The following is a 26,549-nucleotide window of genomic DNA, read 5'->3' as shown; positions in this document are numbered from 1 at the left end:
GATGAAACTCAATGATCTGAGTCCAGCGCCGGGTTCCCGTCGCGAAAAGCATCGTCCGGGCCGTGGTATCGGTAGTGGTTTGGGCAAGACCGGTGGCCGTGGCCACAAAGGTCAGTCCTCCCGCTCCGGTGGCACCATCGCTCCAGGCTTTGAAGGCGGTCAACAGCCGCTGCATCGTCGCCTGCCGAAGTTCGGTTTCGTTTCCCTGAAGGCCATGGACCGCGCAGAAGTGCGTCTGTCCGAGCTGGCTAAAGTGGAAGGCGACATCGTCTCCGTGCAGTCCCTGAAAGATGCCAACGTGATCAACGTCAACGTACAGCGTGTGAAAATCATGCTGTCCGGCGAAGTTACTCGCGCTGTCACCATCGGAAAGGGAATCGGCGCCACCAAAGGTGCGCGTGCGGCTATCGAAGCAGCTGGCGGCAAGTTCGAGGAATAAATGGCTAAGCAAGGTGCTCTCTCTGCGCTCGGCAAAGGCGGTATGTCTGAACTCTGGGCTCGTCTGCGTTTTCTGTTCCTGGCGATTATCGTCTACCGAATAGGCGCACACATCCCGGTTCCAGGTATCAACCCGGACCGACTCGCGGACCTGTTTCGACAGAATGAGGGGACCATTCTTAGCTTGTTCAACATGTTTTCCGGCGGCGCGCTGGAACGGATGAGCATCTTTGCACTGGGGATCATGCCGTACATTTCGGCATCGATCATCATGCAACTGATGTCCGCCGTCAGCCCGCAACTGGAGCAGTTGAAGAAGGAAGGTGAATCTGGGCGTCGCAAGATCGCCCAGTACACCCGCTACGGCACTGTCGTCCTCGCTCTTGTTCAGGCCATTGGCATGTCCATTGGTCTGGCGGGGCAGGGCGTATCGTTCACTGGTGACTTTGGCTTCCATTTCGTCGCGGTATCCACTTTTGTGGCTGGTGCGATGTTCATGATGTGGCTGGGTGAGCAGATTACTGAGCGTGGTGTTGGCAACGGTATCTCGATGTTGATTTTCGCAGGTATCGTCGCCGGTCTTCCGAGAGCGATCGGGCAGTCTTTCGAGTCTGCGCGTCAGGGTGATATCAACATTTTCGCCCTGGTTGCCATCGGTTTGCTGGCAGTAGCGATTATCGGTTTCGTGGTGTTCATTGAGCGTGGTCAGCGTCGTATTGCTGTTCACTACGCCAAGCGCCAGCAGGGCCGCAAGGTCTTCGCTGCGCAGACCAGCCACTTGCCGCTGAAGGTGAACATGGCCGGTGTTATTCCGGCTATTTTCGCGAGCAGCATCTTGCTGTTCCCGGCTTCGTTGGGTACCTGGTTCGGCCAGTCCGAAGGTTTGGGCTGGTTGCAGGACATCTCGCAGTCGATCGCTCCTGGTCAGCCGTTGAATATTCTGCTGTTTAGTGCAGGGATTATTTTCTTCTGCTTCTTCTATACGGCGTTGATGTTCAATCCGAAAGACGTAGCGGAAAACCTGAAGAAGTCCGGTGCCTTTATTCCGGGCATCCGTCCAGGCGAGCAGTCGGCGCGCTACATTGATGGCGTTCTGACCCGTTTGACCCTGTTCGGTGCTCTATATATGACGGCCGTGTGCCTGTTGCCCCAGTTCCTGGTGGTTGCAGCAAACGTTCCGTTCTACCTTGGCGGGACCTCGTTGCTGATCGTCGTCGTGGTTGTGATGGACTTCATGTCCCAAGTACAATCGCACCTCGTTTCGCACCAGTACGAATCCCTGATGAAGAAAGCCAACCTGAAGGGCTACGGCAGCGGCATGTTGCGCTGAGTACCCCATAAGGTTCGAGGAGTTGGTGATGAAAGTTCGTGCATCGGTGAAAAAGCTGTGCCGTAACTGCAAGATTATTCGCCGCGAAGGTGTTGTTCGAGTAATTTGCAGCGCGGAACCGCGTCACAAACAGCGCCAAGGCTGAGTGTGATCCGCTTGAAGCCCGGCAGCTAGTGCGCTGCCGGGTTGATTATTTGTTATTACAGCGATATTATCTCGCGCCCTATTTCTTGGCTTCCGGGGCGTAGGTAGCTGTCAATTGGAGTCCCACTGAATGGCCCGTATTGCAGGCGTTAACATTCCAGATAACAAGCACACTGTTATCTCGCTGACCTACATCTATGGTGTTGGTCGCACAACTGCACAGAAAATTTGTGCAGTGACTGGGGTAAACCCAGCCGCAAAGATCAAGGATCTGAGCGACGAGCAGATTGAACAGCTGCGTGGCGAAGTGGCGAAGTTCACCACTGAAGGTGACCTGCGTCGCGAAATCAACATGAAAATCAAGCGTTTGATGGACCTCGGTTGCTATCGCGGTCTGCGTCATCGTCGTGGTCTTCCAGTACGCGGTCAGCGTACCAAGACTAACGCGCGTACCCGTAAAGGTCCGCGTAAGCCGATCCGCAAGTAATCGCCCCAGCGAATCGACAGGAAAATTATCATGGCAAAACCTGCTGCTCGTCCTCGTAAAAAAGTTAAAAAGACAGTGGTTGATGGCATCGCCCACATCCATGCTTCTTTTAACAACACAATCGTGACCATCACCGACCGTCAAGGTAACGCGCTTTCTTGGGCTACCTCCGGTGGTTCGGGTTTCCGCGGTTCCCGCAAGTCCACCCCGTTTGCTGCTCAAGTAGCTGCTGAACGTGCTGGTCAAGCTGCGCTGGAATACGGCCTGAAAAACCTCGACGTTAACGTCAAAGGTCCAGGTCCAGGTCGTGAGTCTGCTGTCCGTGCTTTGAACGGCTGTGGCTATAAGATCGCCAGCATCACCGACGTGACGCCAATCCCGCACAACGGGTGCCGTCCGCCGAAGAAGCGCCGCGTGTAATCCAGGAGATTGTAAAGAATGGCTCGTTACATTGGTCCAAAATGCAAACTCGCTCGTCGCGAAGGCACCGATCTCTTCCTGAAGAGCGGCGTGCGCGCGATCGAATCGAAGTGCAACATTGAAGCAGCACCTGGTATCCACGGCCAACGCCGCGGTCGCCAGTCCGATTACGGCACCCAACTGCGTGAAAAGCAGAAGGTCCGTCGTATCTACGGCGTTCTCGAGCGTCAATTCAGCGGCTACTACAAAGAAGCTGCTGGCAAGAAAGGTGCAACCGGCGAAAACCTGTTGCAACTGCTCGAATGCCGTCTGGACAACGTTGTATACCGTATGGGTTTTGGCTCTACTCGTGCCGAATCCCGTCAGCTGGTATCGCACAAATCCGTCAGCGTTAACGGTCAGACCGTAAACGTGCCGTCGTACCAGGTTCGTGCTGGTGACGTGGTCGCGATTCGCGAGAAAGCAAAGAACCAACTTCGCATTGTCCAAGCTCTCGATCTGTGTGCCCAACGTGGCCGCGTAGAATGGGTAGAAGTAGACACTGAGAAGAAGTCGGGCGTTTTCAAGAACGTTCCAGCTCGCAGTGATCTGTCCGCCGACATCAACGAAAGCCTGATTGTCGAGCTCTACTCCAAGTAAGGGCTAGAAAATAGGTGCATCCATGCAGATTTCGGTAAATGAGTTCCTGACACCCCGCCATATTGATGTGCAGGTTGTCAGTCCAACCCGCGCCAAGATCACTCTCGAGCCTCTCGAGCGTGGTTTTGGCCACACCCTGGGCAACGCGCTGCGCCGCATCCTGTTGTCCTCAATGCCCGGCTGTGCAGTAGTCGAGGCCGAGATTGACGGTGTGCTCCACGAGTACAGCGCCATCGAAGGTGTACAGGAAGACGTAATTGAAATCCTGTTGAACCTTAAAGGTCTGGCTATCAAGCTGCACGGCCGTGACGAAGTTACGCTGACCTTGTCGAAGAAGGGTTCGGGGGTGGTTACCGCTGCCGATATTCAGCTGGATCATGATGTCGAGATCGTTAACCCCGATCACGTAATCGCTAACCTGGCGTCTAACGGCGCCTTGAACATGAAGCTCACCGTAGCTCGTGGTCGTGGTTATGAACCGGCAGACTCGCGTCAGAGCGATGAAGACGAAAGCCGCAGCATCGGTCGCTTGCAGCTTGACTCTTCGTTCAGCCCGGTTCGCCGTATCGCATACGTGGTGGAAAACGCCCGTGTCGAGCAGCGTACTAACCTGGACAAGCTGGTTATTGATCTGGAAACCAACGGTACCCTGGATCCTGAAGAGGCTATCCGCCGTGCTGCAACCATTCTGCAACAGCAGTTGGCTGCGTTCGTCGACCTCAAAGGTGACAGCGAACCAGTGGTAATCGAGCAGGAAGACGAGATCGATCCGATCCTGCTTCGCCCGGTTGACGATCTGGAACTGACTGTACGTTCGGCTAACTGCCTTAAGGCGGAAAACATCTACTACATCGGTGACCTGATTCAGCGTACCGAAGTAGAGCTGTTGAAGACTCCGAACCTTGGCAAGAAATCCTTGACTGAAATCAAGGACGTTCTGGCCTCCCGCGGTCTGTCCCTCGGCATGCGCCTCGACAACTGGCCGCCTGCAAGTCTTAAGAAGGACGACAAGGCGACTGCCTGATCGTCGTAATCACCGAACGTTGTGTTTGGTAAGGAATGAACCATGCGTCATCGTAAAAGTGGTCGTCACCTGAGCCGCACTAGCTCGCACCGCAAGGCCATGTTTCAAAACATGGCAGTGTCGCTGTTCGAGCACGAGCTGATCAAAACTACACTGCCGAAAGCTAAAGAACTGCGTCGCGTTGCTGAGCCGCTGATCACTTTGGCCAAGACAGACAGCCTGGCTAACCGCCGTCTGGCTTTCGACCGTACTCGTTCGAAAGCTATCGTTGGTAAGCTCTTCAACGACCTGGGCAAGCGTTACGCTACCCGTGAGGGTGGCTACCTGCGCATCCTCAAGTGCGGCTTCCGCACTGGCGACAACGCGCCTATGGCGTACGTCGAGTTGGTTGATCGTCCTGCCGGTGGTGAAGCTGTATCCGCTGAGTAAGACGTCAGTCTGAAACGAAAAACCGGGCCTTGTGCCCGGTTTTTTGTGCGCGCTCGAAAAGCCTTGGCCGTCGCCGTCATGCTAAGGATTAGTATTTTCTATCGGTGCAGGCGATTTAATAAATTTGATGGCGTCGTGTTCCTGGTCGATACTCCGAGTCAGCCGATTAGCCGGCCGTTCAAGACCGACAAAGGATGAGATCGCATGAGCCAAAGTAAAACGCTTACCACCGCCAGTGGCGCTCCTGTCGCCGACAACCAGAATTCCCGTTCCGCTGGCCCTCGTGGCCCGCTGCTGCTCGACGACTTCCACCTGATCGAGAAGCTTGCGCACTTCAACCGTGAAAACATCCCTGAGCGCCGTGTACACGCCAAAGGCTCGGGTGCTTACGGTACGTTCACTGTAACGCGTGACATCACCGGGTACAGCAGCGCCAAGCTGTTTGAGTCCATCGGCAAGCAAACCCCAACCTTCCTGCGGTTTTCCACCGTCGGCGGTGAGCGCGGTTCGGCCGACACCGAGCGCGATCCACGCGGATTCGCCCTGAAGTTCTATACCGAGGAAGGTAACTGGGACATTGTCGGCAACAACACGCCGGTATTTTTCATTCGTGACCCACTCAAATTTCCGGATTTTATCCACACCCAAAAGCGCCTGCCGCAAAGCAACCTGAAAAGTGCGCAGATGATGTGGGACTTCTGGTCGCATTCACCTGAGGCGTTGCACCAGGTCACCATTCTGTTCTCGGACCGCGGCATTCCCGACGGTTACCGTCACATGCACGGCTTTGGTAGCCACACCTACAGCCTGATCAACGCCAATGGCGAGCGGCACTGGGTGAAATGGCACTACAAGACCCAGCAAGGGATCAAAAACCTGGCCCCGGCAGATGCGGCACGCCTGGCCGGTACCGATCCGGATTACGCACAGCGTGACCTGTTCGAGGCGATCGAACGTGGTGATTTTCCGAAATGGCGCGTGTGCATTCAGATCATGACCGAGGCTCAAGCCGCGGCGCACCATGAGAACCCTTTCGACGTGACCAAGACCTGGTCGCAGAAACAATTTCCGCTGATCGAAGTCGGCGAACTGGAACTCAACCGCAATCCGCTGAATTACTTCGCAGAAGTGGAACAGGCTGCGTTCGGTCCGAGCAACATGGTACCCGGCGTCGGGCTGTCGCCAGACCGCATGCTGCAAGGTCGGGTGTTCGCTTACGCGGATGCTCACCGCTACCGTATCGGCACCAACCACCAGCAACTGCCGGTGAACGCGCCTCGCAGTCCGGTGAACAGCTACCAGCGTGATGGGTCGATGGCGTTCGGCGCCAATGGCGGTGCGGCACCTAACTATGAGCCAAACAGCTACGTCGAGTCGCCGAAACAGGCTCCTCGTTATGCCGAGCCTGCCTTGGCGCTGAGCGGCGCGGCGGATCGCTACGATCACCGCGAAGATACCGACTACTACAGCCACGCCGGCGCACTGTTTCGGTTGATGAGCGCTGAGCAGAAAAACCTGCTGGTCAACAACATCGCCGGTGCAATGGCCGGGGTTTCCGGTGATGTGATTGACCGTCAATTGCAGCATTTCTTCAGGGCCGATCAGGCGTATGGAGAAGCAATCGCAAAGGTATTGGGCGTACAGCTTAACGAAGTCTAAACGAGAAGCAGAACCGCCCTCATTTGGGCGGTTTTTGCGTTATTTAAGCTGCTTTTCTCAGAATATCTTCGCTTTTATAGCGCGAAGTGAGTGACCTTGCGCCGAGGTTGGTTCAAACTACAGACTTTAAAGCAGGGAGATGTAGGGCGATGCAAGGCCACCCAGACGTAATCGATTACCTCAACACGTTGCTGACCGGCGAGCTGGCGGCGCGTGATCAATATTTCATCCATTCGCGGATGTACGAGGACTGGGGTTTCACCGAGCTCTACGAACGTATCAATCACGAGATGGAAGAAGAAGCCGGACACGCTGATGCCCTGATGCGCCGGATTCTGATGCTCGAAGGCACACCGCGTATGCGTCCGGACGACCTTGATGTTGGCACCACTGTGCCTGACATGCTCGCTGCTGACCTGCGCCTGGAATACAAAGTCCGCGCCGCGCTCTGCAAGGGCATCAAACTCTGCGAGCAGCATAAGGACTATGTCAGCCGCGAGATGCTGCGGGTTCAATTGCATGACACCGAAGAAGACCACACCTATTGGCTTGAAAAGCAGATGGGTCTGATCAAGTTGATCGGGCTGGAGAATTACCTGCAATCGCAGTTCTGATGCTGCGGAACTGTAGGAGCCCGGCTTGCCGGCGAAGGCGTCCATGAGACCGCTATCGCCAGCAAGCTTGGCTCCCACAGGTTCTTAACAAAAAGCCCCTGTCACCGACAACGTGACAGGGGCTTTTTCATGGGCCGGATTCAGGCCCGATCCCGCTCCAACAACGGCTTGAGGTAGAACCCGGTGTGAGACTGCTTCATCTCCGACACTTCTTCCGGCGTGCCGACAGCAATGATCTGCCCGCCCTTGGAACCGCCTTCCGGCCCCAGATCCACCAACCAGTCGGCCGTTTTGATCACGTCGAGGTTGTGCTCGATGACCACCACGGTATTACCGTGGTCGCGCAGACGATGCAGGACGTCGAGCAGTTGTTGGATATCCGCGAAATGCAGGCCGGTGGTCGGCTCATCGAGGATGTACAACGTCTTGCCGGTGTCGCGTTTGGACAGTTCGCGGGACAGTTTCACCCGCTGGGCTTCACCCCCCGACAACGTGGTCGCCGATTGCCCCAGCTTGATGTACGACAGGCCCACATCCATCAGCGTCTGAAGCTTGCGCGCCAACGCCGGAACCGCGTCGAAGAACACTCGAGCTTCCTCGATGGTCATCTCCAGGGTTTCGTGAATGTTCTTGCCCTTGTACTTGATCTCCAGCGTTTCGCGGTTGTAGCGCTTGCTTTTGCAGACGTCGCACGGGACATAGATGTCCGGCAGGAAGTGCATCTCTACCTTGATCAGGCCATCGCCCTGGCAGGCCTCGCAGCGCCCGCCCTTCACGTTGAAGGAGAAACGTCCTGGACCATAGCCACGCGAGCGGGACTCCGGCACGCCGGCGAACAGTTCGCGAATCGGCGTGAACAGCCCGGTATAGGTCGCCGGGTTGGAGCGCGGCGTACGCCCGATCGGGCTCTGGTCGATGTCGACCACCTTGTCCAGATGTTCCAGGCCCTTGATGCTGTCGTGGGCGGCAGCCTCCAGGGTCGTGGCACCGTTGAGGGCCGTGGCGCTCAACGGAAACAGGGTGTTGTTGATCAGCGTCGACTTGCCCGAACCGGACACGCCGGTCACGCAGGTGAGCAGGCCGATCGGGATGTCCAGGTCGACATCGCGCAAGTTATTGCCGCGTGCGCCCTTGAGCGACAGCGACAACTTTTTATTGCGCGGAGTGCGTTTGGCTGGAACGGCGATCTTTACCCGTCCCGACAAATACTTGCCCGTCAGCGAGTCAGGGTGAGCCATGACCTCGGCCGGCGTGCCTTCGGCGACGATATGCCCGCCATGCACGCCAGCGCCCGGGCCAATGTCGACCACGTAATCGGCCAGACGAATCGCATCTTCGTCGTGCTCGACCACGATCACCGTGTTGCCGATATCCCGAAGGTGCTTGAGCGTGCCGAGCAACCGGTCATTGTCGCGCTGGTGCAGGCCAATCGATGGCTCGTCGAGGATGTACAGAACCCCCACCAGGCCGGCACCAATCTGGCTGGCCAGACGAATCCGCTGGGCCTCACCGCCAGACAGCGTATCCGCACTGCGATCCAGCGACAGATAATCAAGACCCACGTTGACCAGGAACTGCAGGCGCTCGCGGATTTCCTTGAGAATCTTGTCGGCAATCTCACCGCGGCGGCCAGTCAGCTTCAGCCCGCCAAAATATTCGCAAGCATCGCCAATCGGCAGATTGGTCACCGCCGGCAGCGTTTTCTCGCCGACCCAAACGTGCCGCGCTTCGCGACGCAGACGAGTACCACGGCAATCAGGGCAAGGCTGGGTGCTGAGGAACTTGGCCAATTCCTCACGGACCGAGGCCGACTCGGTTTCGCGGTAGCGACGCTCGAGGTTCGGCACGATGCCTTCGAACGGGTGCGAGCGTTTGACGATATCGCCACGGTCGTTCAAGTATTTGAAGTCGACGTTCTGCGAGCCACTGCCATGCAGGATGAATTTCTGCTGATCGGCCGGCAGTTCGTTGAACGGCACTTCCAGGCTGAACTTGTAGTGCGAGGCCAGCGACCCGAGCATCTGGAAGTAATACACGTTGCGCCGGTCCCAGCCGCGTATCGCGCCCTCGGCCAGGGTCAGTTCGCCATTGACCAGGCGCTTGATGTCGAAGAACTGCTTTACGCCCAGGCCATCGCAGGTCGGGCACGCACGGCCGGGTTGTTGAAAGAGAACAGCTTGGGTTCGAGCTCGCTGATGGCGTGGCCGCAGATCGGGCAGGCGAAGCGCGCGGAGAAGATGATCTCTTCACCCGGCTCGTCGTCCATCGGCGCCACCAGAGCGATGCCGTCCGCCAGCTTCAGCGCGGTCTCGAACGACTCGGCCAGACGCTGTTGCAGATCGGGGCGCACTTTGAAGCGGTCGACCACCACATCGATCGAATGCTTCTTCTGTTTGTCCAGCTTCGGCAGCTCGTCCAGCTCGCACAGCCTGCCGTTGACCCGGGCCCGAACGAAGCCTTGTGCGCGCAGCTCTTCGAAAACCGACAGGTGTTCGCCTTTACGCTCGCGGATCACCGGGGCCAGCAGCATCAGCTTGCTGCCCTCCGGTTGCGCGAGGACCAGGTCGACCATCTGGCTGACGGTCTGGGCTTCCAGCGGAATGTCGTGATCCGGGCAGCGCGGAATACCTACGCGAGCGTAGAGCAGGCGCAGGTAGTCGTAGATCTCAGTGATGGTGCCGACCGTCGAACGCGGGTTGTGCGAAGTCGATTTCTGTTCGATGGAAATGGCTGGCGACAAACCTTCGATGGTGTCGACGTCAGGTTTTTCCATCATCGACAGGAACTGCCGGGCGTAGGCCGACAGCGATTCGACGTAGCGGCGCTGCCCTTCGGCGTACAGCGTGTCGAATGCCAAGGAAGATTTGCCGGATCCGGACAGTCCGGTGATAACGATCAGTTTGTCCCGTGGCAGGGTCAGGTCGATGTTCTTCAGGTTGTGGGTTCGGGCCCCACGAATCAGGATCTTGTCCAAAATGGCCTCGCTTGGCGGGCGTCGAAAACGTAGGAGTATACGGCCAAATACTGGATGGATGCACACTGTCAAACGAGCGGATTGTTGCCTTACATGAAGAGTCTGTCAGCGAAGCGCGTCAAAGCGTCGCGATATACCCCGTCAATCGATGGGACTGGTAGAATCGCCGCCGGTTCACATGAGGTTTTTCCATGCACGATCCCCACAGCGAACGCATGAGTGGCAGTGAGACACGCGCAGCAAGCGGTCTGGCCCTGGTGTTCGCGTTCCGTATGCTTGGCATGTTCATGGTGTTGCCGGTACTGGCGACCTATGGCATGGATCTGGCGGGAGCGACCCCGGCCCTCATCGGGCTGGCGATCGGCGCTTACGGCCTGACCCAGGCGATTTTTCAGATTCCTTTCGGTTTCATATCCGATCGCATCGGCCGCCGCCCGGTGATTTACCTGGGACTGATCGTCTTCGCCCTCGGCAGCGTCCTGGCGGCCAATGCCGATTCGATCTGGGGCGTGATTGCCGGACGCATCCTGCAAGGTGCCGGGGCGATTTCAGCGGCGGTGATGGCGCTGTTGTCGGACCTGACCCGCGAACAGCACCGGACCAAGGCCATGGCCATGATCGGCATGACTATCGGTCTGTCGTTCGCTGTCGCCATGGTGGTGGGGCCGCTGCTGACGCGCGCTTTCGGTCTGTCCGGGCTGTTCCTGGCCACGGGCGGCATGGCGCTGTTCGGCATTCTGGTCGTGATGTTCATGGTGCCGCGCTCCACCGGACCGTTGCAGCATCGCGAGTCCGGCGTCGCGCGTCAGGCGCTGCTGCCGACGCTCAAGCACCCGGACCTGCTGCGCCTGGACCTGGGCATTTTTGTGTTGCACGCGATGTTGATGTCGAGCTTCGTTGCATTGCCCCTGGCCCTGGTCGAAAAAGCCGGTCTGCCCAAGGAGCAGCACTGGTGGGTGTACCTGACCGCGCTGCTGATTTCGTTCTTCGCCATGATCCCGTTCATCATCTACGGCGAGAAGAAACGCAAAATGAAACGAGTTTTATTGGGCGCAGTGCTGACGCTGATGCTCACTGAGCTATTCTTCTGGCAGTTCGGCGATAGCTTGCGGGCTCTGGTGATCGGGACGGTGGTGTTCTTCACCGCGTTCAACTTGCTGGAAGCTTCATTGCCATCGCTGATCAGCAAGGTTTCACCAGCGGGCGGCAAGGGCACGGCGATGGGGGTTTATTCCACCAGCCAGTTCCTCGGTTCGGCGCTGGGCGGGATCCTCGGCGGCTGGCTGTTCCAGCATGGCGGTTTGTCGGTTGTCTTCCTTGGATGCGCCGGGCTGGCTGCCCTCTGGTTGGCCTTTGCTGTTACCATGCGCGAACCGCCCTACGTCACGAGCCTGCGCTTGCCGCTGTCGCCCGAGGCAATCCGCGAAGCGGGTCTGGTCGAGCGCCTGATGGCCGTCGTAGGGGTAACAGATGCAGTGATAGTCGCGGATGAAGCGGCCATTTACATCAAATTGGACACAGAACTATTGGATCGCACCACCCTCGAGCGTCTGGTGAACAACCCGGCCGCGACAGCGTGCGAAGCCTAGGAGAACGTTATGGCCCGTGGGGTTAACAAAGTCATATTGGTCGGCACTTGCGGCCAGGATCCCGAAGTTCGCTACCTGCCGAACGGTAACGCCGTGACCAACCTGAGTCTGGCGACCAGCGAACAGTGGACCGACAAGCAAACCGGTCAAAAGGTCGAGAAGACCGAATGGCACCGTGTGTCGATGTTCGGCAAGGTGGCGGAAATCGCCGGCGAATACCTGCGTAAAGGTTCGCAGGTTTACATCGAAGGCAAACTGCAGACCCGCGAGTGGGAAAAAGACGGCATCAAGCGTTACACCACTGAAATCGTGGTCGACATGCAAGGCACCATGCAACTGCTGGGCGGCCGTCCACAGCAGGGCGATCAACAAGGCGGGGGCAATAACTACCAGCAGTCCGCTCCGGCCCCACGCCAACAGGCTCCGCGTCCACAGCAGTCGGCACCGCAACAGTCGCGTCCGGCGCCACAGCAGCAGGCCGCTCCGCAGCCGGCTCCGGATTTCGACAGCTTTGATGACGATATCCCGTTCTAGGATACGGGTTGGACTTTCTTGTAAGGTTTAGCCTCGAAACCCCCGATCAGTCCTCTCGACTGGTCGGGGGTTTTCTTTTGCGCACCAGTTGTAGGAGCCGGCTTGCTGGCGATGAACGATACGCGGTTTACCTGATTAACCGCGCTGCCTGGATCGCCAGCAAGCCGGCTCCTACAGGATCGAGGTCAACGGGATGAAGTCGTTACGTTAGCCCGAGCCGTGTGCAGTTTCTTGTAGCTGTCGATCAGGCGCAGGTGTCTATCGAGCCCCTCCAGTTTCATGCTGGTCGGCGTCAAGCCATGGAAGCGCACGCTGCCGTTGACCGATCCGATCGCTGCGTCCATCCGCTCGTTGCCAAACATCCGGCGGAAGTTGGCTTCGTAGTCTTCGAGTTCCAGGTCTTCGTCCAGCTTCATCTCCAGCACCACGTTGACGGCCTGATAGAACAAGCCACGCTCAACCGTGTTGTCGTTGTACTGCAGGAACATTTCCACCGCTTCTTTCGCCTCTTCAACTTGCTGCAAGGCGAGATAAATCAGCAGCTTCAACTCCAGGATCGTCAGCTGGCCCCAGGCGGTATTGTCGTCGAATTCGATGCCGATCAAGCTGGTGATGTCGGTGTAGTCGTCCAGCTCGCTTTCCACCAGGCGCTCGACCAGCGCTTTCAGTTCATCTTCGTCCAGGCGATGCAGGTTCAGGATGTCGGCGCGGAAGAACAGCGCCTTGTTGGTGTTATCCCAGATCAGATCGTCTACCGGGTAAATTTCCGAATAGTCCGGCACCAGGATGCGGCACGCCTTAGCGCCGATATGCTCGTAGACCGCCATGTACACTTGCTTGCCCATGCCTTCGAGAATGCCGAACAAGGTCGCGGCTTCCTCGGCATTCGAGTTTTCACCCTGGCCGGAGAAGTCCCACTCCACGAACTCGTAATCCGACTTCGAGCTGAAGAAGCGCCACGACACCACGCCGCTGGAGTCGATGAAGTGCTCGACGAAGTTATTCGGCTCGGTCACCGCATGGCCTTCAAACGTCGGCTGGGGCAAGTCGTTGAGGCCTTCGAAGCTGCGGCCCTGCAGCAATTCGGTCAGGCTGCGTTCCAGCGCCACTTCCAGGCTCGGGTGAGCACCGAACGAGGCGAACACACCGCCGGTACGCGGGTTCATCAGCGTGACGCACATCACCGGGAACTCACCGCCCAGGGACGCATCCTTCACCAGCACGGGGAACCCCTGTTCTTCCAGCGCCTGAATCCCGGCCAGGATCCCGGGGTATTTCGCCAGCACATTGGCCGGCACATCCGGCAGGGCAAATTCGCCTTCGATGATTTCGCGTTTCACCGCGCGCTCGAAAATCTCCGACAGGCACTGCACCTGGGCTTCGGCCAAGGTGTTACCGGCACTCATGCCGTTGCTCAGGAACAGGTTTTCAACCAGGTTGGACGGGAAATACACCACTTCGCCGTCCGACTGGCGCACGTACGGCAGTGAGCAGATGCCGCGCTCTTCATTGCCCGAGTTGGTATCGATCAGATGGGAACCGCGCAGCTCGCCGTCACGGTTGTAAATCTTCAGGCAGTACTCGTCGAGAATCTCGGCTGGCAGTGCATCTTTGCGCCCAGGCTTGAACCAGCGTTCATCCGGGTAGTGCACAAACGCTGCGTTGGCGATGTCTTCGCCCCAGAACTGGTCGTTGTAGAAGAAGTTGCAGTTGAGTCGCTCGATAAACTCGCCCAACGCCGACGCCAACGCGCCTTCCTTGGTCGCACCCTTGCCGTTGGTAAAGCACATCGGCGAGTGCGCATCGCGGATGTGCAGCGACCAGACATTGGGCACGATATTGCGCCACGAGGCGATTTCAATCTTCATGCCCAGGTCCGCCAGGATGGCCGACATATTGGCGATGGTCTGCTCCAGCGGCAGATCCTTGCCCACGATGTAGGTGCCCGTCTCGGAATTGGCAGCAGGCATCAGCAACGCCTGGGCATCGGCGTCGAGGTTTTCCACCTCTTCGATCACAAACTCAGGCCCGGCTTGCACCACTTTTTTCACGGTGCAACGGTCGATGGAACGCAGGATGCCCTGGCGGTCCTTGTCCGAGATGTCCGCCGGCAGTTCGACCTGGATCTTGAAAATCTGGTTGTAGCGGTTTTCCGGGTCAACAATATTGTTCTGCGACAGGCGGATGTTATCGGTGGGGATATTACGGGTACTGCAGTACAACTTCACAAAGTACGCCGCACACAGTGCCGACGACGCCAGGAAGTAGTCGAACGGACCCGGCGCCGAGCCATCGCCCTTGTAGCGGATAGGTTGATCGGCCACCACCGTGAAGTCATCGAACTTGGCTTCAAGCCGAAGGTTGTCGAGAAAGTTGACCTTGATTTCCATGGGGGATTACCAGAATAACGGGATAGACGATTTGGCCGCCATTATCCGGCTTTTCAGCGGTAAGTCTTGTGGTTGTCTGGTCCTGAGCCAGGTTTACCAAAAGGCCAATAGCGGGCGAGCGCTACTGGCCTTATGGTTTTGAGGGCGTTTTAGCCGTTGGCGGCCAGGAACTCGTCGGTGGACACCACGCTCGCATAGGCAAAACCCAAGGCCGACATGAAGGCCGCGTGTACGTGGGCTGCCGGAACGGTAAGACCGTTGAATTCCAGATCGCGGGACGCACAGGCGTCATGAATGACGGTGACGGTGTAGCCCAGGTCGGCTGCGGCGCGGGTGATGCCGTCGACACACATGTGGCTCATGCTGCCGACCACCACCAGATCCTTGATGCCTTGCTCGTCGAGGATCGATTTCAGTTCGGTTTCGCGGAATGAATTGACGAAGTGCTTGAGCACGACCGGCTCGTCGGCGCGGTTGAGCACCTTGGGGTGCAGCTTCGCGCCTTCAGAGCCGGGGGTGAAGAACGGTGCGTCGTCGGAGGCGAACTCGTGGCGGATGTGCACCACCGAATCACCGGCGTCGCGAAAGGCTTTGAGCAAGCGTACGGCGTTGTCCGCAGCGGCGTCGGCACCGACCAGTGGCCACTTGCCCTGTGGGAAGTAGTCGTTCTGGATATCGACTACGATGAGTGCTTGCCTGGTCATGATTGTTTCCTCGAAGTGTGTCTTGGTGTGGAATGAAGTATTGGGTCTGGCAGGCCGTCCGAGGATTGGCCGCACCGACAATAACAGGGGGAAAACTGACAATGGACGCAGAAAGGGCAATCGTCGAACTGGCGGTGCTGATCTATCCCGGCGCGCAGATGGCCGCGGTGCACGGGCTGACGGACTTGTTCGCCGTGGCGAACCGGATTGCCGCCGAGCACCAGAGCGCGCAGTTGCCGCAGTTGCGGGTCAGCCATTGGCAGGTCGATGGCGAGCAGGTCCCCGAGCGGGTCTATGACAGCCATCCCGTCCTCGACAGCGCATTGGTTGCGGTGTTGATACCGCCGTCGATCGCCGGTTTTTCCGAAGGCCAGGCACCCCGGGCGTTGATCCGCTGGCTTCGTCAGCAACATGCCAATGGCGCGATCCTGGGCGGCGTTTGCGTGGGCTCGATCCTGTTGGCCGAAAGCGGCCTGCTCGACGGTCGTAGCGCCACCACCCACTGGACCTCGGCCAAGACGTTCGCCGAGCGTTATCCGGCGATCAGACTCAAGGCCGATACGCCCATCGTCGATGACGGCGACTTGATTACGACCGCCGGCTTGATGGCCTGGTCCGAGCTGGGCTTGCGTCTTGTGAACCGCCTGCTCGGGCCGAGCATCGCCACCAGTACCGCGCGGTTCCTGGTGGTGGAACACAGCGACGCCGCGAGCGAATGCGGCAGCAATTTTTCACCAATTCTCAGCCATGGCGATGCGTCGATACTCAAGGTTCAGCATTGGCTGCAAAGCACTGGCGCGACCGATGTGTCGCTGACGGCGATGGCCGAGCGGGCAGGGTTGGAAGAGCGCACGTTCCTGCGCCGATTCCGCGCGGCGACGGGTTTGAAACCTACCGAGTACTGCCAGCATCTGCGGGTCGGCAAGGCCCGGGAAATGCTTGAGTTCACCAACGGCACTATCGATCATATCGCCTGGACCGTCGGGTATCAGGATCCTGGGGCGTTTCGGGCGATGTTCAAAAAAATTACCGGGCTGGCGCCGAGTGATTATCGGGCGCGGTTTGGGGTGACATCCAGTGCCGCAACCCGATAGACGCTTCACCCTGAATACTCTGTGGAAGCGTCAGTCGTGCAAAATGCAGGAGTCTTGAAAGGTTTCGTGCAGATTAAAACAGGCTTAGTGCCATCACTTTTCCCACAACTGGCTGATTTAAAAAACGTTCCGTGCCAGCCACCCTTGGCCTGATCTCTGCACCCCTGACACTACATTCATCACGTGCCGATCGAAGGGGGATGCATGACCCCAGCAAACCGCAAGAAACTGGTGGTCGCCCATTCGGTGCACCCCGACGCTCCACTGCACGAAGTCGAAACCAATCGCGCGCTGGCCCGTTGGCTGGCGCACATCCTCGGGCTCAAATTCGGTGGCAGTTACGAACTTGGATCACACCGCGGCCATGACCTTTACCTGTTGCCGACCCAGACCCTGGTCGGCGCCGCGGCCGCCCTGGCGTTGGGCGTGAAAGGGCCGGATGATTTGTGGGGAGGGTATGTCGACCATGACTTCATCTGCACTAAAGCCATCAGCCACGGATTGCGCAGTAAAAATGCCCACGCCCCGCAAGGGTGGTCGTCGCTGTTTTCCGAGCGCGTGCGCAGCGTTGTGCTGGATGGTCTCAGTGTGTTTTCTCTGGACGATGCGCGTCCCGCGGCAGAACACCTGCTCTACACCGGTCCCATTCGCCTCAAGCCCATCCATGCCTGCGCCGGACGCGGTCAGGAAGTGATCAAAAGCCTCGACCAGTTTGATGCGATTCTGGCCCGGCCCGATGCCAGAACGCTGTTCACCGATGGCGTGGTGCTCGAGCAGGATCTGGACAAAGTCATCACCCACAGCGTCGGCCAGAGTTTTATCGGCGGCAAAGTGTTGAGTTATTGCGGTGATCAATACTTGACCGAAGACGGTCAAGGCGAGCAGGTTTATGGAGGCTCCAATCTGCTCGTGGTGCAGGGTTATTACGAGGACTTGCTCGAGTTGGCGCTGCCCGACGATGTGCGTCTGGCGATCCGGCAAGCGCAGGTCTTCGACAGCGCCGCGGATGAATCTTATCCAGGCTTCTACGCCTCAAGGCGCAACTACGACATTGCCCAGGGGCTGGACAGTAACGGCAAGCCGCGCAGCGGTGTGCTGGAGCAATCCTGGCGCATGGGCGGTGCCAGCAGTGCCGAATTGGCGGCGTTGCAGAGCTTCGTCAACGATCCGGGGATGCGTGCGATTCGCGTGTCTTCGGTGGAAACCTACATCGATCAGCCCCTGCCCGCGGACGCCATCGAGGTCTACCGCGGGCCGGCGCAGGACAGTGATTTTCTACTCAAGTACGTAACGGTTAAATCCTATGACGGCTAGAAGCGAAACCATTCAGATCGACATCGATGATGAACAGATGACCGGGACCTTCCTCAGCCCCAAGTCAAAAGTCCCGGGCGTGTTGTTCGTGCATGGGTGGGGCGGCAGCCAGGAGCGCGACCTGGAACGGGCGAAAGGTATCGCCGGTTTGGGATGTGTGTGCCTGACGTTCGACTTGCGCGGGCACACCGGGGGCACCGGCATTCCACTGACACGGGTGACGCGTGAAGACAACCTGCGCGACCTGCTGGCGGCTTATGACCGGTTGCTGGCCCATCCGGCGCTCGACACCTCGGCGATTGCCGTCGTCGGCACCAGTTATGGGGGTTATCTGGCATCGATCCTGACGTCGTTGCGCCCTGTTCGCTGGTTGGCGCTGCGAGTGCCGGCGCTGTATCGCGACGATCAATGGAATACACCCAAGCGTGACCTGGACAAGCCCGACCTGCGTGACTACCGCAGCACGCTGGTTCGCGCCGACACTAATCGCGCGCTGCATGCCTGTTCGCAATTTACCGGGGATGTGCTGCTGGTCGAATCCGAGACCGATGACTATGTGCCGCACGCCACCATCATGAGTTACCGGGCGGCCTGTCAGCAGACGCATTCCCTGACGCACCGGATTATCGATGGGTCGGACCACGCCTTGAGCGACCCGGTTTCGCAACAGGCATACACCTCGATCCTGGTGGACTGGATCACGGAGATGGTGGTGGGTGAGCGGTTGAGCATCATTCAATCGACTTGAGATCGGCGGTGGGTTCTTCGCGGGCAAGCCTCGCTCCTACAAAGACCCAAATCCGTAGGAGAGAGGCTTGCCCGCGAAGGTGCCATGACAGACCCTGGCGATCACTTGGGTTTCTTCGCAATCCGCAATGACTTGGCCTTGGCCTCGACAACCAGATACATCACCACCGTAATCAACAGCGGCAAGATGAAATAGATCGCCCGATACGCCAGCAGCCCCGCCACCAGGCTCCCCCGTGAAGCCTCATGTTGCAGCAGCGCCACGAATACCGCTTCCAACACCCCAAGCCCGGCAGGAATATGCGTGATCACTCCAGCGATCGCGCTGATCAACAGCACCCCAAGCACCAGCGGATAGTCCAGTTTGCTCGGCAACAGGGTGAAGATCACGGCAGCCATCAGCGACCAGTTCAGCGCGCCCAGAGCCAATTGCAGGATCGCCATGCGCAGGGACGGCAGATTGATTTCCACCCCGCGGATCGACCATTCCCGGCGCCGGGAAAACTGACAGGCCACCAGGTATCCCGCGCTCACCAATAGCAACAACACGCCCACACCTTGCAACGCGCCGGTGCTCAGCTTCCAGCCTGGCGGCATCCGTACCAGCCCGCTGGTGAACACTGCGCCAGCAATGACCATGTAGCCGAACCAGTTGGTCGCCAGGCTCAGGCCGAGGATCTTCGCGATGTTGCCTTTACTCACCCCTAGACGCGAGTACAGGCGATACCGCATGGCAACGCCACCGACCCAGGCGCTCAGGTTGAGGTTGAAGGCGTAGCTGATGATCCCCACCGGCAGGATTTGCTTCCAGGTCAGGTCCTGGCGAATGTAGGTACGGCCGATCAGGTCGAAGCAGGCGTAAACCAGAAAGCTCACCACGGTCAGCCCGGACGCGATGATCAGCGTGCGGACCTTGAAATCGGCGAGGTTGTTGAACACTTCATCCCATTCGATGCGCTGGGCGAGCATCGTGAACAGTACGATCAGCGCCAGGAAAAACAGCATCGTCAGCGGTTTTTTCCAGCGGCTCCAGCGCGACTTGTGCGGGTGGTCGGCGTGGGTGGCCGGTTGTGTTTCAGAGTGGCTCATCAGGTGTCACTCCGGGCGGTGTGGGAAAAAGGTTTCAGGCGCGGCTTGTGCGCCGGCAGCCAACCGGCCCAGGCCGGGAAGTGGCGCAGGAAGTGGAACACCAGGAAGCCGACGGTCATGTGCCAGACCCGTCCGCGGGGTGATTTGTCCACGGACATGGCCTTGCAGTGATTGTCACTCAGGTCCTCGAGGCGTTCGGACAATATCCGGTTGAAGGCGCGATCGCGGATCAACACGTTGGCTTCAAGGTTCATGGACAGGCTCAACGGGTCCAGGTTGCTCGAACCCACCGTGCTCCAGTCCTCATCCACCAGCGCGACTTTGCCGTGCAGCGGGCGTTCGCAGTATTCATAAATCTGCACGCCGGATTTGAGCAGGTAGTCATAGGTCATGCGCGCGGCGAGTTTGGCCACCATCATGTCGGGCTGGCCTTGGAGGATCAGGCGCACATCGACGCCACGCCGGGCCGCGTTGCGGATTTCGCGCAGCAGGCGATAACCGGGAAAGAAGTAGGCGTTGGCGATCACCACGCGCCGTTGGGCACTGCGCAGCACCTGGCGGTATACCTCTTCGATATCGGTCGTGTGTTCGCCATTGTCGCGATAGACAAGTCGCACCTGGCCGTCGTGATCGGTGAAGGCCAGTTCCTGGCGCCGCTGGCGGCGACGTTGCCACCAGTATTTGGCCCGGGCCGCCGGCCGCTTTGCAGCAGTGCGAAGTGATGGATGTCGGCCACTGCCGGGCCTTGTACTTCCACCGAATAATCCTGTTTGGCCTCGGGACCGAAGTCGGCCAGGTGGTCGGCGGAAAAATTGATCCCGCCAATGAACGCAATCGTGCCATCTACGACCACTATCTTGCGGTGCAGGCGACGGAACCAGTTGGTACGAATGCCGAAGTGCTTGGGAGCGGGATCGAATATCTGGATACGCACGCCGGCCTCGCTCAGCGCCGCGAGAAAGGCGGTGCTCAGTTCGCCGCAGCCAAAACCGTCGAGACTGGCGGTGACCCGCACGCCGCGTTTGGCGGCATCGATCAGCACCTGTTGCAGTTCATTGCCCACCTTGTCCTCGAACACGATGAAGGTTTCCAGCAGGATCTCACTCTTGGCCTGGCGCATGACCTCGAACACTCGAGGGAAATACGCTTCGCCGTTTTCCAGCAGCTCCACCAGATTGTTGCCCTGCCAGCCGTACTCGACGTCGACCGTGCCAGGTGCATGGACAGGCGGGGTGGTGGATAAGTGTTCCACACTGGTCTTTTCCATCGACGGGCTACTCATAGCTCGATCTCCACCGACAACGGTGCGTGATCGGAAAGGTGGGACCAGGGGCGCGACGCCAACACTTGCGGACGGCTGGCCTTGAGGTTGCGCACGTAGATGCGGTCCAGGCGCAATGCAGGCAGGCGTGCAGGGAAACTGCGCGCCGGTTTGCCGTGGAGTTCGGCGAACACTTCTCGCAGACCGCAGGGCTTGAGCAGCGCGTCGGCGCGCTGGCGCCAGTCATTGAAGTCGCCGGCGACAATGACCGGGGCTTCTGCCGGCAACTCCGCAAGGCGGCTGGCCAATAGCTTCAGCTGTGCATTACGGTGGCTCTCGCGCAGGCCCAGGTGGACGCAAATGGCGTGCACTTCCTGGCCGTCGCCGGGCAAGCGCAGCACGCAATGCAGGATGCCGCGGTTCTCATGGCCGCTGATGGACACGTCGAGATTGTCATGGCGAATGATCTGGAATTTCGACAGCAGCGCATTGCCGTGATCCCCCGCCGGGTAGACCGCGTTGCGCCCATAGGCGAACTGCGGCCACAGGGTGTCGGCGAGGAATTCATACTGCGGCATCTGCGGCCAGTTGCTGTAACGCGCCGGATGGTGCTCGTGGGTGCCGTGAACCTCCTGCAAAAACACCACGTCGGCCGACACGCTACGCACCGCTTCGCGCAATTCGGGCAGGATGAAGCGCCGGTTCAAGGCGGTGAATCCCTTGTGGGTGTTGACCGTCAGGACGGTGAAACGGCGTACCGCGGCAATGGTGTGTGGCTGATCATCCGATACGCTGAGCTGCTCGGAACTATTCATGGCAGCACTCCTTCGGCAGCGGGCTCGCCGGGGGCAGTGGCGAGATTTGTGTCGAGATGCAAGCGCTGCAGAAGGCTGCGTGCATCGAAGGGCGCGCGGACTTTGATGTCATTGTCGAAATAGCAGAACACCTCGCGGGATTTGCGCACCTTGGGTTTTTGCTGCGGCGCGATCAACTGGGGGTCGCTCGGTTGCTTGCCCTGGTGCCAGGCCTCGATGCGGTCGCCCCAGCGTTTCAGCGCTTGTGGCGTATAGCCGCTGGCGTAAAGTTGCTCGGCACCGTGCAGGCGCAGATAGACGAAGTCGCTGGTGATGTCTTCGCGATATGGCCATTTACCCGCAGTATCGGCGATGACCAAGGCGGTGTTGTAGTGTTTGAGCAGACGGACGAAGGCGGGTTCGATAAAGCTTTCGTGGCGAATTTCCACGGCATGACGCACCGGCTTTTTCTTGTAAGCCTTCAGGCTGGCGTTGCCGTTCAGGTGCGAATCATGCTGCCGGGCGAGGGCGGCGGCCTGTTCGGTATCGTGGGGCAGTTGCTGCAAAAAGGTTTCGAACAGCTCGGCATTGAATCTGAAGTTGGGCGGGAACTGCCAGAGGATCGGACCGAGTTTGTCCTTGAGTTCCAGCACCCCGGAGGCGAAAAAATTGGCCAGGGGGGTGTGAATGTCACGCAGGCGCCTGATGTGGGTGATGAAGCGTGGCGCTTTGACACTGAACACGAAGCCCGTCGGCGTTTCGGCGTACCACTGGGCGTAACGTTCGGGCCGTTGCAGGGCGTAAAACGATCCATTGATTTCGATGCTGTTGACGGCCCGCGACGCGAATTGCAATTCGCGCTTCTGGGTCAGCCCCTTCGGGTAGAAATCCCCCCGCCAGGGCGTGTACCGCCAACCTGAAATGCCAATGTGAATCGCCGCCATATCGCCTCCCGTCTAATGGTCCTCGGACTGCCGCTATCTTTTGCTGACTGCGGGGCGAGGGATAAAGTTTCGACGGAACTACGGACGGTACAGACTGTGAAGAACACCAAAGCGCTAATGTGGCAGCTTGCTCGCGATAGCGGTCCATCAGTCACATCCCTGTTGAATGTGCCGCCATCATCGCGAGCAAGCTCCCACAGGGGCTGTCAGTGGCCAGCGATGACGCGGGCCGAGCCTTCAGCCGGTTCGGCATACACCGGACCCAACCGATCGAGACGACCACTCCAGGCAGTCAGCGCCAACGCCACCAGCACCACCAGGCCGCCAATCCACGCGGTATGGATCAAGCCCAGATGAGCGACGATCAATCCACCGCCCCAGGCGCCACCGGCAATGCCGAGGTTGAAGGCGGCGATGTTCAGGCCGGAAGCCACATCCACTGCATTTGGGGTGTAGTGTTCGGCCTGGCGCACTACATAAACCTGCAGGCCCGGTACGTTACCGAACGCGACTGCTCCCCAGACCAGCACGGTCGCCAGGGCCAGCCATGGGTTGCCCGCGGTAAAGGTCAGCACGAACAGGACTGCGGCGAGCAGGGCGAAAATGACTTTCAAGGCTTTGATCGGGCCATGTTTGTCTGCCAGTTTGCCGCCCCAGATATTACCGACCGCCACCGAGATCCCGTAAACCAGCAACACCAGGCTGACAGTGCTGGCGCTGAAGCCTGAAACGTCCTGGAGAATCGGTGCCAGGAAGGTAAACGCGGTGAATGAGCCGCCGTAGCCGACTGCGGTCATCGCATACACCAGCAACAAGCGGGGTTGCTTGAGTACCTGCAATTGTTCCAGCAGCGAGGCAGGTTTGCTGTGGGTGATGTTCTTCGGTACATAGAGCAGGCTGCCGATAAAGGCGATGACACCCAGCGTGGACACGGCGAGGAAGGTTTCACGCCAGCCGAAATGCTGACCGATGAAGGTCCCCAGCGGCACGCCAGTGACCAGCGCCACGGTCAGGCCGGTGAACATGATGGCGATCGCGCTGGCCGCTTTTTCCTTTGGCACCAGACTGGTGGCGATGGTCGAACCGATCGAGAAAAACACCCCGTGGGCCAGACCGGTGACGATCCGCGCAATGATCAGCGATTCGTAGCTCGGTGCTTGCCACGCCAGCAGGTTGCCGAGGGTGAACAGCACCATCAGCGACAACAGCAGCAATTTGCGCGGGACTTTACCGGTGAGGGCGGTCAAGACCGGGGCACCGATGGCGACACCCAGGGCATAGAGGCTGACCAGCAGCCCTGCAGATGGCAGGCTAACACCGAGGTCGGCGCCTATAGTGGGTAACAAGCCTACGATGACGAACTCTGTCGTCCCGATGGCGAAGGCGCTGAGGGTCAGCGCGAGCAAGGCAATGGGCATGGCTGCAACTCCGGTGGATTTGATTGATGGAGCGCAGTGTCGGGATTTCGGTTGTGCGGAAAAATAGAGGGATAGGCATTTGATATTTGAGCGCTGCGCAAAGATCCCCCCATCGGCATCACCCGGTCCCTTGTAGGAGCTGGCTTGCCAGCGAAGGCGGTCTCAACAACACCGCACCACTCAAGGGCCCCTTCGCCAGCAAGCCGGCTCCTACAAGGCGGTGTGTGAACTTGACCGTCATTTTTCAATCAGTTCCTAACAGACCCTTTTCAAGGAGCTCCGCGTTTTGCTCAAATTCAAGACCGCGATACTGCTGGGGGCGTTGCTGTTCTTAGGCAGCAACGAGCTGGAAGCCGCCACACTGCCGGGTGTTCCTGACGCCACGGAGGAAGCCGCAAAGCCCGAGCCACTGGTGCAGGGCGGTTTGCTCGGGGCCATCAGCTCCAGCATTGACGACGTTCAGGACAAGCTCGATCTCAACGAAAACCTGGTCGACGCCTGGCGCTTGCGGGCGGATCGGGCGGTGGATGAAGTGGACAAGCTGGTCAATCGGCCCTCGAGTCGTTCAGGCTGGAGCGAGGCGGGTGATTTTCTGATGTTGTCCGGGGTCTGGCTCGGTGTCTTTGCCTTGCTCACCGTACTCGGTGGCATTCTCGCCAAACGCCTGAACCAGGGGCACTGGCTGCGGACCCGCCAACGCAGCCAGGGTTTGCTCACCTACTTGCTGCCTTACACCTTGCCGGCCGTGATCTGCCTGCCCTTGACGCTCTATGTCAGCCACTTCCTGCCAGCCTCGGTGGGTCGCGCCCTGGCATTGTGCTTCGCCTACGCCACCAGCAGCGGCATTTTCTCCACCTCGATGCTGCTCTGCGTGATTGTCATGTTCAACACCGGACACAAGCGCACGGCGGTGCAGCTCATCCGCGATTACTGCCCCAGACCGCTGTTTCTGATCGGCTTCCTCGCAGCGCTCAGCGACGCCTTGACCAGCCCGCAAATCGCCCGGCAACTGGGCGCCAATATCACCAGCGGCATTGCGGTGTTTACCGGACTGTTCGCCTCGATCATCTTCGGTTTGCTGGTGATCCATCTGCGTCGTCCGGTGGCGCACCTGATTCGCAATCGACCGCTGGCCCAACGCCTCAAACAGCCTTCGTTGCAGGAATCGCTGCGAATTTTTTCCTGGCTCTGGTATTGGCCGATTCTGCTGATGGTCATGGTCTCGGTGATCAACCTGATCGGCGTCGGCGAGGACAATCAAAAGGCGCTGCGCTGTGCGCTGTTCACCACCATTTTGCTGATTGCCACGGTATTTCTCAGCACGATCTTCCAGCATATGTTCAAGTCGAGCCAGGCCGAAGCGCTCAAGCGCAGCAGCGCTTACAAGGAGCGGTTTCTCAGCCTGCTGCACGCCTTGTCGCGGATCGTCATGGCGGTGGCTTTCATTGAAGTCCTCGGGCGGATCTGGGGTGTGTCGCTATTCGAGTTTGCCGAGCGCAACTCGGTGGGCCGGGCCATCAGCGATTCGTTGAGCAGCATCGGGCTTATCTTTCTGGTCACCTGGCTGCTCTGGGTAGTGCTCGATACGGCGATCCAGGAAGCACTGAAACCGCCGGTCAACAAACGCGCGGCGCAACCCAGTACACGCGTCAAAACCATCCTGCCGCTGCTGCGCAACGCGATCAAAATCATCCTGGTGGTGATCTGTGCGATCACCACCATGGCCAACCTGGGCATCAACGTCGCACCGCTGCTGGCCGGCGCCGGGGTGGTCGGCCTGGCCATCGGTTTCGGCTCGCAGCAACTGGTGCAGGACGTCATCACCGGGCTGTTCATCATCATCGAAGACACCTTGTCGATCGGCGACTGGGTGGTGCTCGATTCCGGTCACGCCGGTACGGTCGAAGGCCTGACCATCCGCACGTTGCGCCTGCGTGACGGCAAGGGGTTCGTGCACTCGGTGCCGTTCGGGCAGATCAAGGCGGTGACCAACCAATCGCGACAATTCGCTTATGCGTTTTTCTCGGTGCAGTTCACCTATGACACTGACGTGGACAAGGCCATCGAACTGATCCGCGAGGCGGGTGATTCGATCCGTGACGATGCGTTCCTCAAGTACAACCTGCAAGGGCCGCTGGATGTGTTTGGCGTCGACAAGATGGACCTCAACGGCGTGGTGCTGACGGCGCAGTTTCGCACTGTGTCGGGCGGGCAATATGCGGTGAGCCGGGCGTTCAATCAGCGCTTGAAAAAGCTTGTGGATAACAGCCCGTGGGTGCATTTCGCGCAGACTTATCCACAGCAGGTGTTGATGCCTGGGCGCCGGGTGGAGGAGCCGGAAGAGGAGCAGGCGATGGTGGAGCATTCGTCGGTGTTGTTGCCGGATCAGCCGCGGACCCAGTAGCTTGTGTTGATGCTGATGGCCTCTTCGCGAGCAAGCCCGCTCCCACATTCGATCTGTGTTGGACCATGATTTTGTGATCGACACAAATCCCCTGTGGGAGCGGGCTTGC

Annotated in this window: 22 protein-coding genes and 2 pseudogenes; 16 read left to right on the top strand and 8 right to left on the bottom strand. The window is 59.0% G+C overall.

Annotated features, from left to right (window positions below; translation table 11 throughout):
• Position 1: 1 nt before the first annotated feature.
• From rplO to bfr, 10 genes are all read left to right on the top strand, one after another.
• Positions 2 to 439: a 50S ribosomal protein L15 gene (rplO, locus tag BZ163_RS21425; RefSeq protein ID WP_064680056.1), complete on the top strand. Its 438-nt coding sequence runs from the start codon at positions 2 to 4 to the stop codon at positions 437 to 439.
• Complete coding sequence (secY, locus tag BZ163_RS21420; protein WP_128872501.1) at positions 440 to 1,768, top strand: preprotein translocase subunit SecY; 1,329 nt, start codon at positions 440 to 442, stop codon at positions 1,766 to 1,768.
• 28 nt (positions 1,769 to 1,796) lie between these two features.
• The gene (rpmJ, locus tag BZ163_RS21415) at positions 1,797 to 1,913 is read left to right on the top strand and encodes a 50S ribosomal protein L36 (RefSeq protein ID WP_002555468.1); all 117 of its coding nucleotides are present in this window, start codon (positions 1,797 to 1,799) and stop codon (positions 1,911 to 1,913) included.
• Positions 1,914 to 2,042: 129 nt separating this feature from the next.
• Positions 2,043 to 2,399, top strand: coding sequence for a 30S ribosomal protein S13 (rpsM, locus tag BZ163_RS21410; RefSeq protein ID WP_003186020.1), 357 nt, complete (start codon positions 2,043 to 2,045; stop codon positions 2,397 to 2,399).
• 30 nt (positions 2,400 to 2,429) lie between these two features.
• Positions 2,430 to 2,819 carry a 30S ribosomal protein S11 gene (gene rpsK / locus BZ163_RS21405; RefSeq protein ID WP_002555466.1) on the top strand — a complete coding sequence of 130 codons (390 nt, stop codon included), beginning with the start codon at positions 2,430 to 2,432 and terminating at the stop codon, positions 2,817 to 2,819.
• 18 nt (positions 2,820 to 2,837) lie between these two features.
• Complete coding sequence (gene rpsD, locus BZ163_RS21400) at positions 2,838 to 3,458, top strand: 30S ribosomal protein S4 (RefSeq protein ID WP_003210056.1); 621 nt, start codon at positions 2,838 to 2,840, stop codon at positions 3,456 to 3,458.
• A 22-nt stretch (positions 3,459 to 3,480) separates the two neighbouring features.
• Positions 3,481 to 4,482: a DNA-directed RNA polymerase subunit alpha gene (rpoA, locus tag BZ163_RS21395; RefSeq protein ID WP_003176403.1), complete on the top strand. Its 1,002-nt coding sequence runs from the start codon at positions 3,481 to 3,483 to the stop codon at positions 4,480 to 4,482.
• A 42-nt stretch (positions 4,483 to 4,524) separates the two neighbouring features.
• The gene (rplQ, locus tag BZ163_RS21390) at positions 4,525 to 4,911 is read left to right on the top strand and encodes a 50S ribosomal protein L17 (RefSeq protein ID WP_008145500.1); all 387 of its coding nucleotides are present in this window, start codon (positions 4,525 to 4,527) and stop codon (positions 4,909 to 4,911) included.
• A gap of 204 nt (positions 4,912 to 5,115) precedes the next feature.
• Positions 5,116 to 6,570 (top strand): catalase, encoded by a 1,455-nt coding sequence (locus BZ163_RS21385; RefSeq protein WP_128872500.1) that lies wholly within the window; start codon positions 5,116 to 5,118, stop codon positions 6,568 to 6,570.
• A 149-nt stretch (positions 6,571 to 6,719) separates the two neighbouring features.
• On the top strand, positions 6,720 to 7,184 hold the full coding sequence (gene bfr / locus BZ163_RS21380) for a bacterioferritin (protein WP_128872499.1): 465 nt from the start codon (positions 6,720 to 6,722) through the stop codon (positions 7,182 to 7,184).
• Positions 7,185 to 7,324: 140 nt separating this feature from the next.
• On the opposite strand, the pseudogene uvrA reads toward bfr, so the two are convergent.
• Positions 7,325 to 10,158: pseudogene (gene uvrA / locus BZ163_RS21375) on the bottom strand (excinuclease ABC subunit UvrA).
• Positions 10,159 to 10,349: 191 nt separating this feature from the next.
• Here uvrA and BZ163_RS21370 point away from each other — a divergent pair.
• A complete protein-coding gene (locus tag BZ163_RS21370) occupies positions 10,350 to 11,747 on the top strand; it encodes an MFS transporter (RefSeq protein ID WP_128872498.1) in 1,398 nt (465 codons plus the stop codon).
• Between the two features lie 9 nt (positions 11,748 to 11,756).
• Entirely contained in the window at positions 11,757 to 12,281 is a 525-nt protein-coding gene (locus BZ163_RS21365) for a single-stranded DNA-binding protein (protein ID WP_007896798.1), read from the top strand.
• A 185-nt stretch (positions 12,282 to 12,466) separates the two neighbouring features.
• Here BZ163_RS21365 and BZ163_RS21360 read toward each other — a convergent pair whose 3' ends face one another.
• Both BZ163_RS21360 and BZ163_RS21355 read right to left on the bottom strand, forming a co-directional pair.
• Positions 12,467 to 14,671, bottom strand: coding sequence for an OsmC domain/YcaO domain-containing protein (locus BZ163_RS21360; protein ID WP_128872497.1), 2,205 nt, complete (start codon positions 14,669 to 14,671; stop codon positions 12,467 to 12,469).
• A gap of 149 nt (positions 14,672 to 14,820) precedes the next feature.
• Positions 14,821 to 15,375 (bottom strand): cysteine hydrolase family protein, encoded by a 555-nt coding sequence (locus BZ163_RS21355; RefSeq protein WP_128872496.1) that lies wholly within the window; start codon positions 15,373 to 15,375, stop codon positions 14,821 to 14,823.
• A 101-nt stretch (positions 15,376 to 15,476) separates the two neighbouring features.
• Between BZ163_RS21355 and BZ163_RS21350 the strand changes: the two genes are divergently transcribed.
• From BZ163_RS21350 to BZ163_RS21340, 3 genes are all read left to right on the top strand, one after another.
• Positions 15,477 to 16,469: a GlxA family transcriptional regulator gene (locus BZ163_RS21350; RefSeq protein WP_128872495.1), complete on the top strand. Its 993-nt coding sequence runs from the start codon at positions 15,477 to 15,479 to the stop codon at positions 16,467 to 16,469.
• Positions 16,470 to 16,673: 204 nt separating this feature from the next.
• Positions 16,674 to 17,783 carry a DUF3182 family protein gene (locus tag BZ163_RS21345; protein ID WP_128872494.1) on the top strand — a complete coding sequence of 370 codons (1,110 nt, stop codon included), beginning with the start codon at positions 16,674 to 16,676 and terminating at the stop codon, positions 17,781 to 17,783.
• Complete coding sequence (locus BZ163_RS21340) at positions 17,773 to 18,531, top strand: S9 family peptidase (protein WP_128872493.1); 759 nt, start codon at positions 17,773 to 17,775, stop codon at positions 18,529 to 18,531. The genes BZ163_RS21345 and BZ163_RS21340 overlap by 11 nt, the downstream gene beginning before the upstream one ends.
• 101 nt (positions 18,532 to 18,632) lie before the next feature.
• Here the strand turns inward: BZ163_RS21340 and BZ163_RS21335 are convergent, their stop codons facing one another.
• From BZ163_RS21335 to BZ163_RS21315, 5 genes and pseudogenes are all read right to left on the bottom strand, one after another.
• Complete coding sequence (locus BZ163_RS21335; RefSeq protein WP_128872492.1) at positions 18,633 to 19,619, bottom strand: lysylphosphatidylglycerol synthase domain-containing protein; 987 nt, start codon at positions 19,617 to 19,619, stop codon at positions 18,633 to 18,635.
• Positions 19,619 to 20,901 (bottom strand): annotated as a pseudogene (clsB, locus tag BZ163_RS21330) (cardiolipin synthase ClsB). The gene BZ163_RS21335 and the pseudogene clsB overlap by 1 nt, the downstream one beginning before the upstream one ends.
• A complete protein-coding gene (locus BZ163_RS21325; RefSeq protein WP_128872491.1) occupies positions 20,898 to 21,695 on the bottom strand; it encodes an endonuclease/exonuclease/phosphatase family protein in 798 nt (265 codons plus the stop codon). Before BZ163_RS21325 ends, clsB begins: the two are co-directional and overlap by 4 nt.
• Positions 21,692 to 22,618, bottom strand: a complete 927-nt coding sequence (locus tag BZ163_RS21320) for a DUF72 domain-containing protein (protein WP_128872490.1) — start codon at positions 22,616 to 22,618, stop codon at positions 21,692 to 21,694. Before BZ163_RS21320 ends, BZ163_RS21325 begins: the two co-directional genes overlap by 4 nt.
• 206 nt (positions 22,619 to 22,824) lie before the next feature.
• Positions 22,825 to 24,036, bottom strand: a complete 1,212-nt coding sequence (locus tag BZ163_RS21315; RefSeq protein ID WP_128872489.1) for an MFS transporter — start codon at positions 24,034 to 24,036, stop codon at positions 22,825 to 22,827.
• 286 nt (positions 24,037 to 24,322) lie between these two features.
• Here BZ163_RS21315 and BZ163_RS21310 point away from each other — a divergent pair, with 286 nt between their 5' ends.
• The gene (locus tag BZ163_RS21310) at positions 24,323 to 26,440 is read left to right on the top strand and encodes a mechanosensitive ion channel family protein (RefSeq protein ID WP_128872488.1); all 2,118 of its coding nucleotides are present in this window, start codon (positions 24,323 to 24,325) and stop codon (positions 26,438 to 26,440) included.
• The last annotated feature ends 109 nt before the right edge of the window (positions 26,441 to 26,549 follow it).

It is taken from the genome of Pseudomonas sp. VI4.1, assembly GCF_002029345.1.
GTDB lineage: Bacteria > Pseudomonadota > Gammaproteobacteria > Pseudomonadales > Pseudomonadaceae > Aquipseudomonas.
Note: the sequence above shows the minus strand (reverse complement) of the source record. Positions and strands in the feature narration are given on the sequence as shown.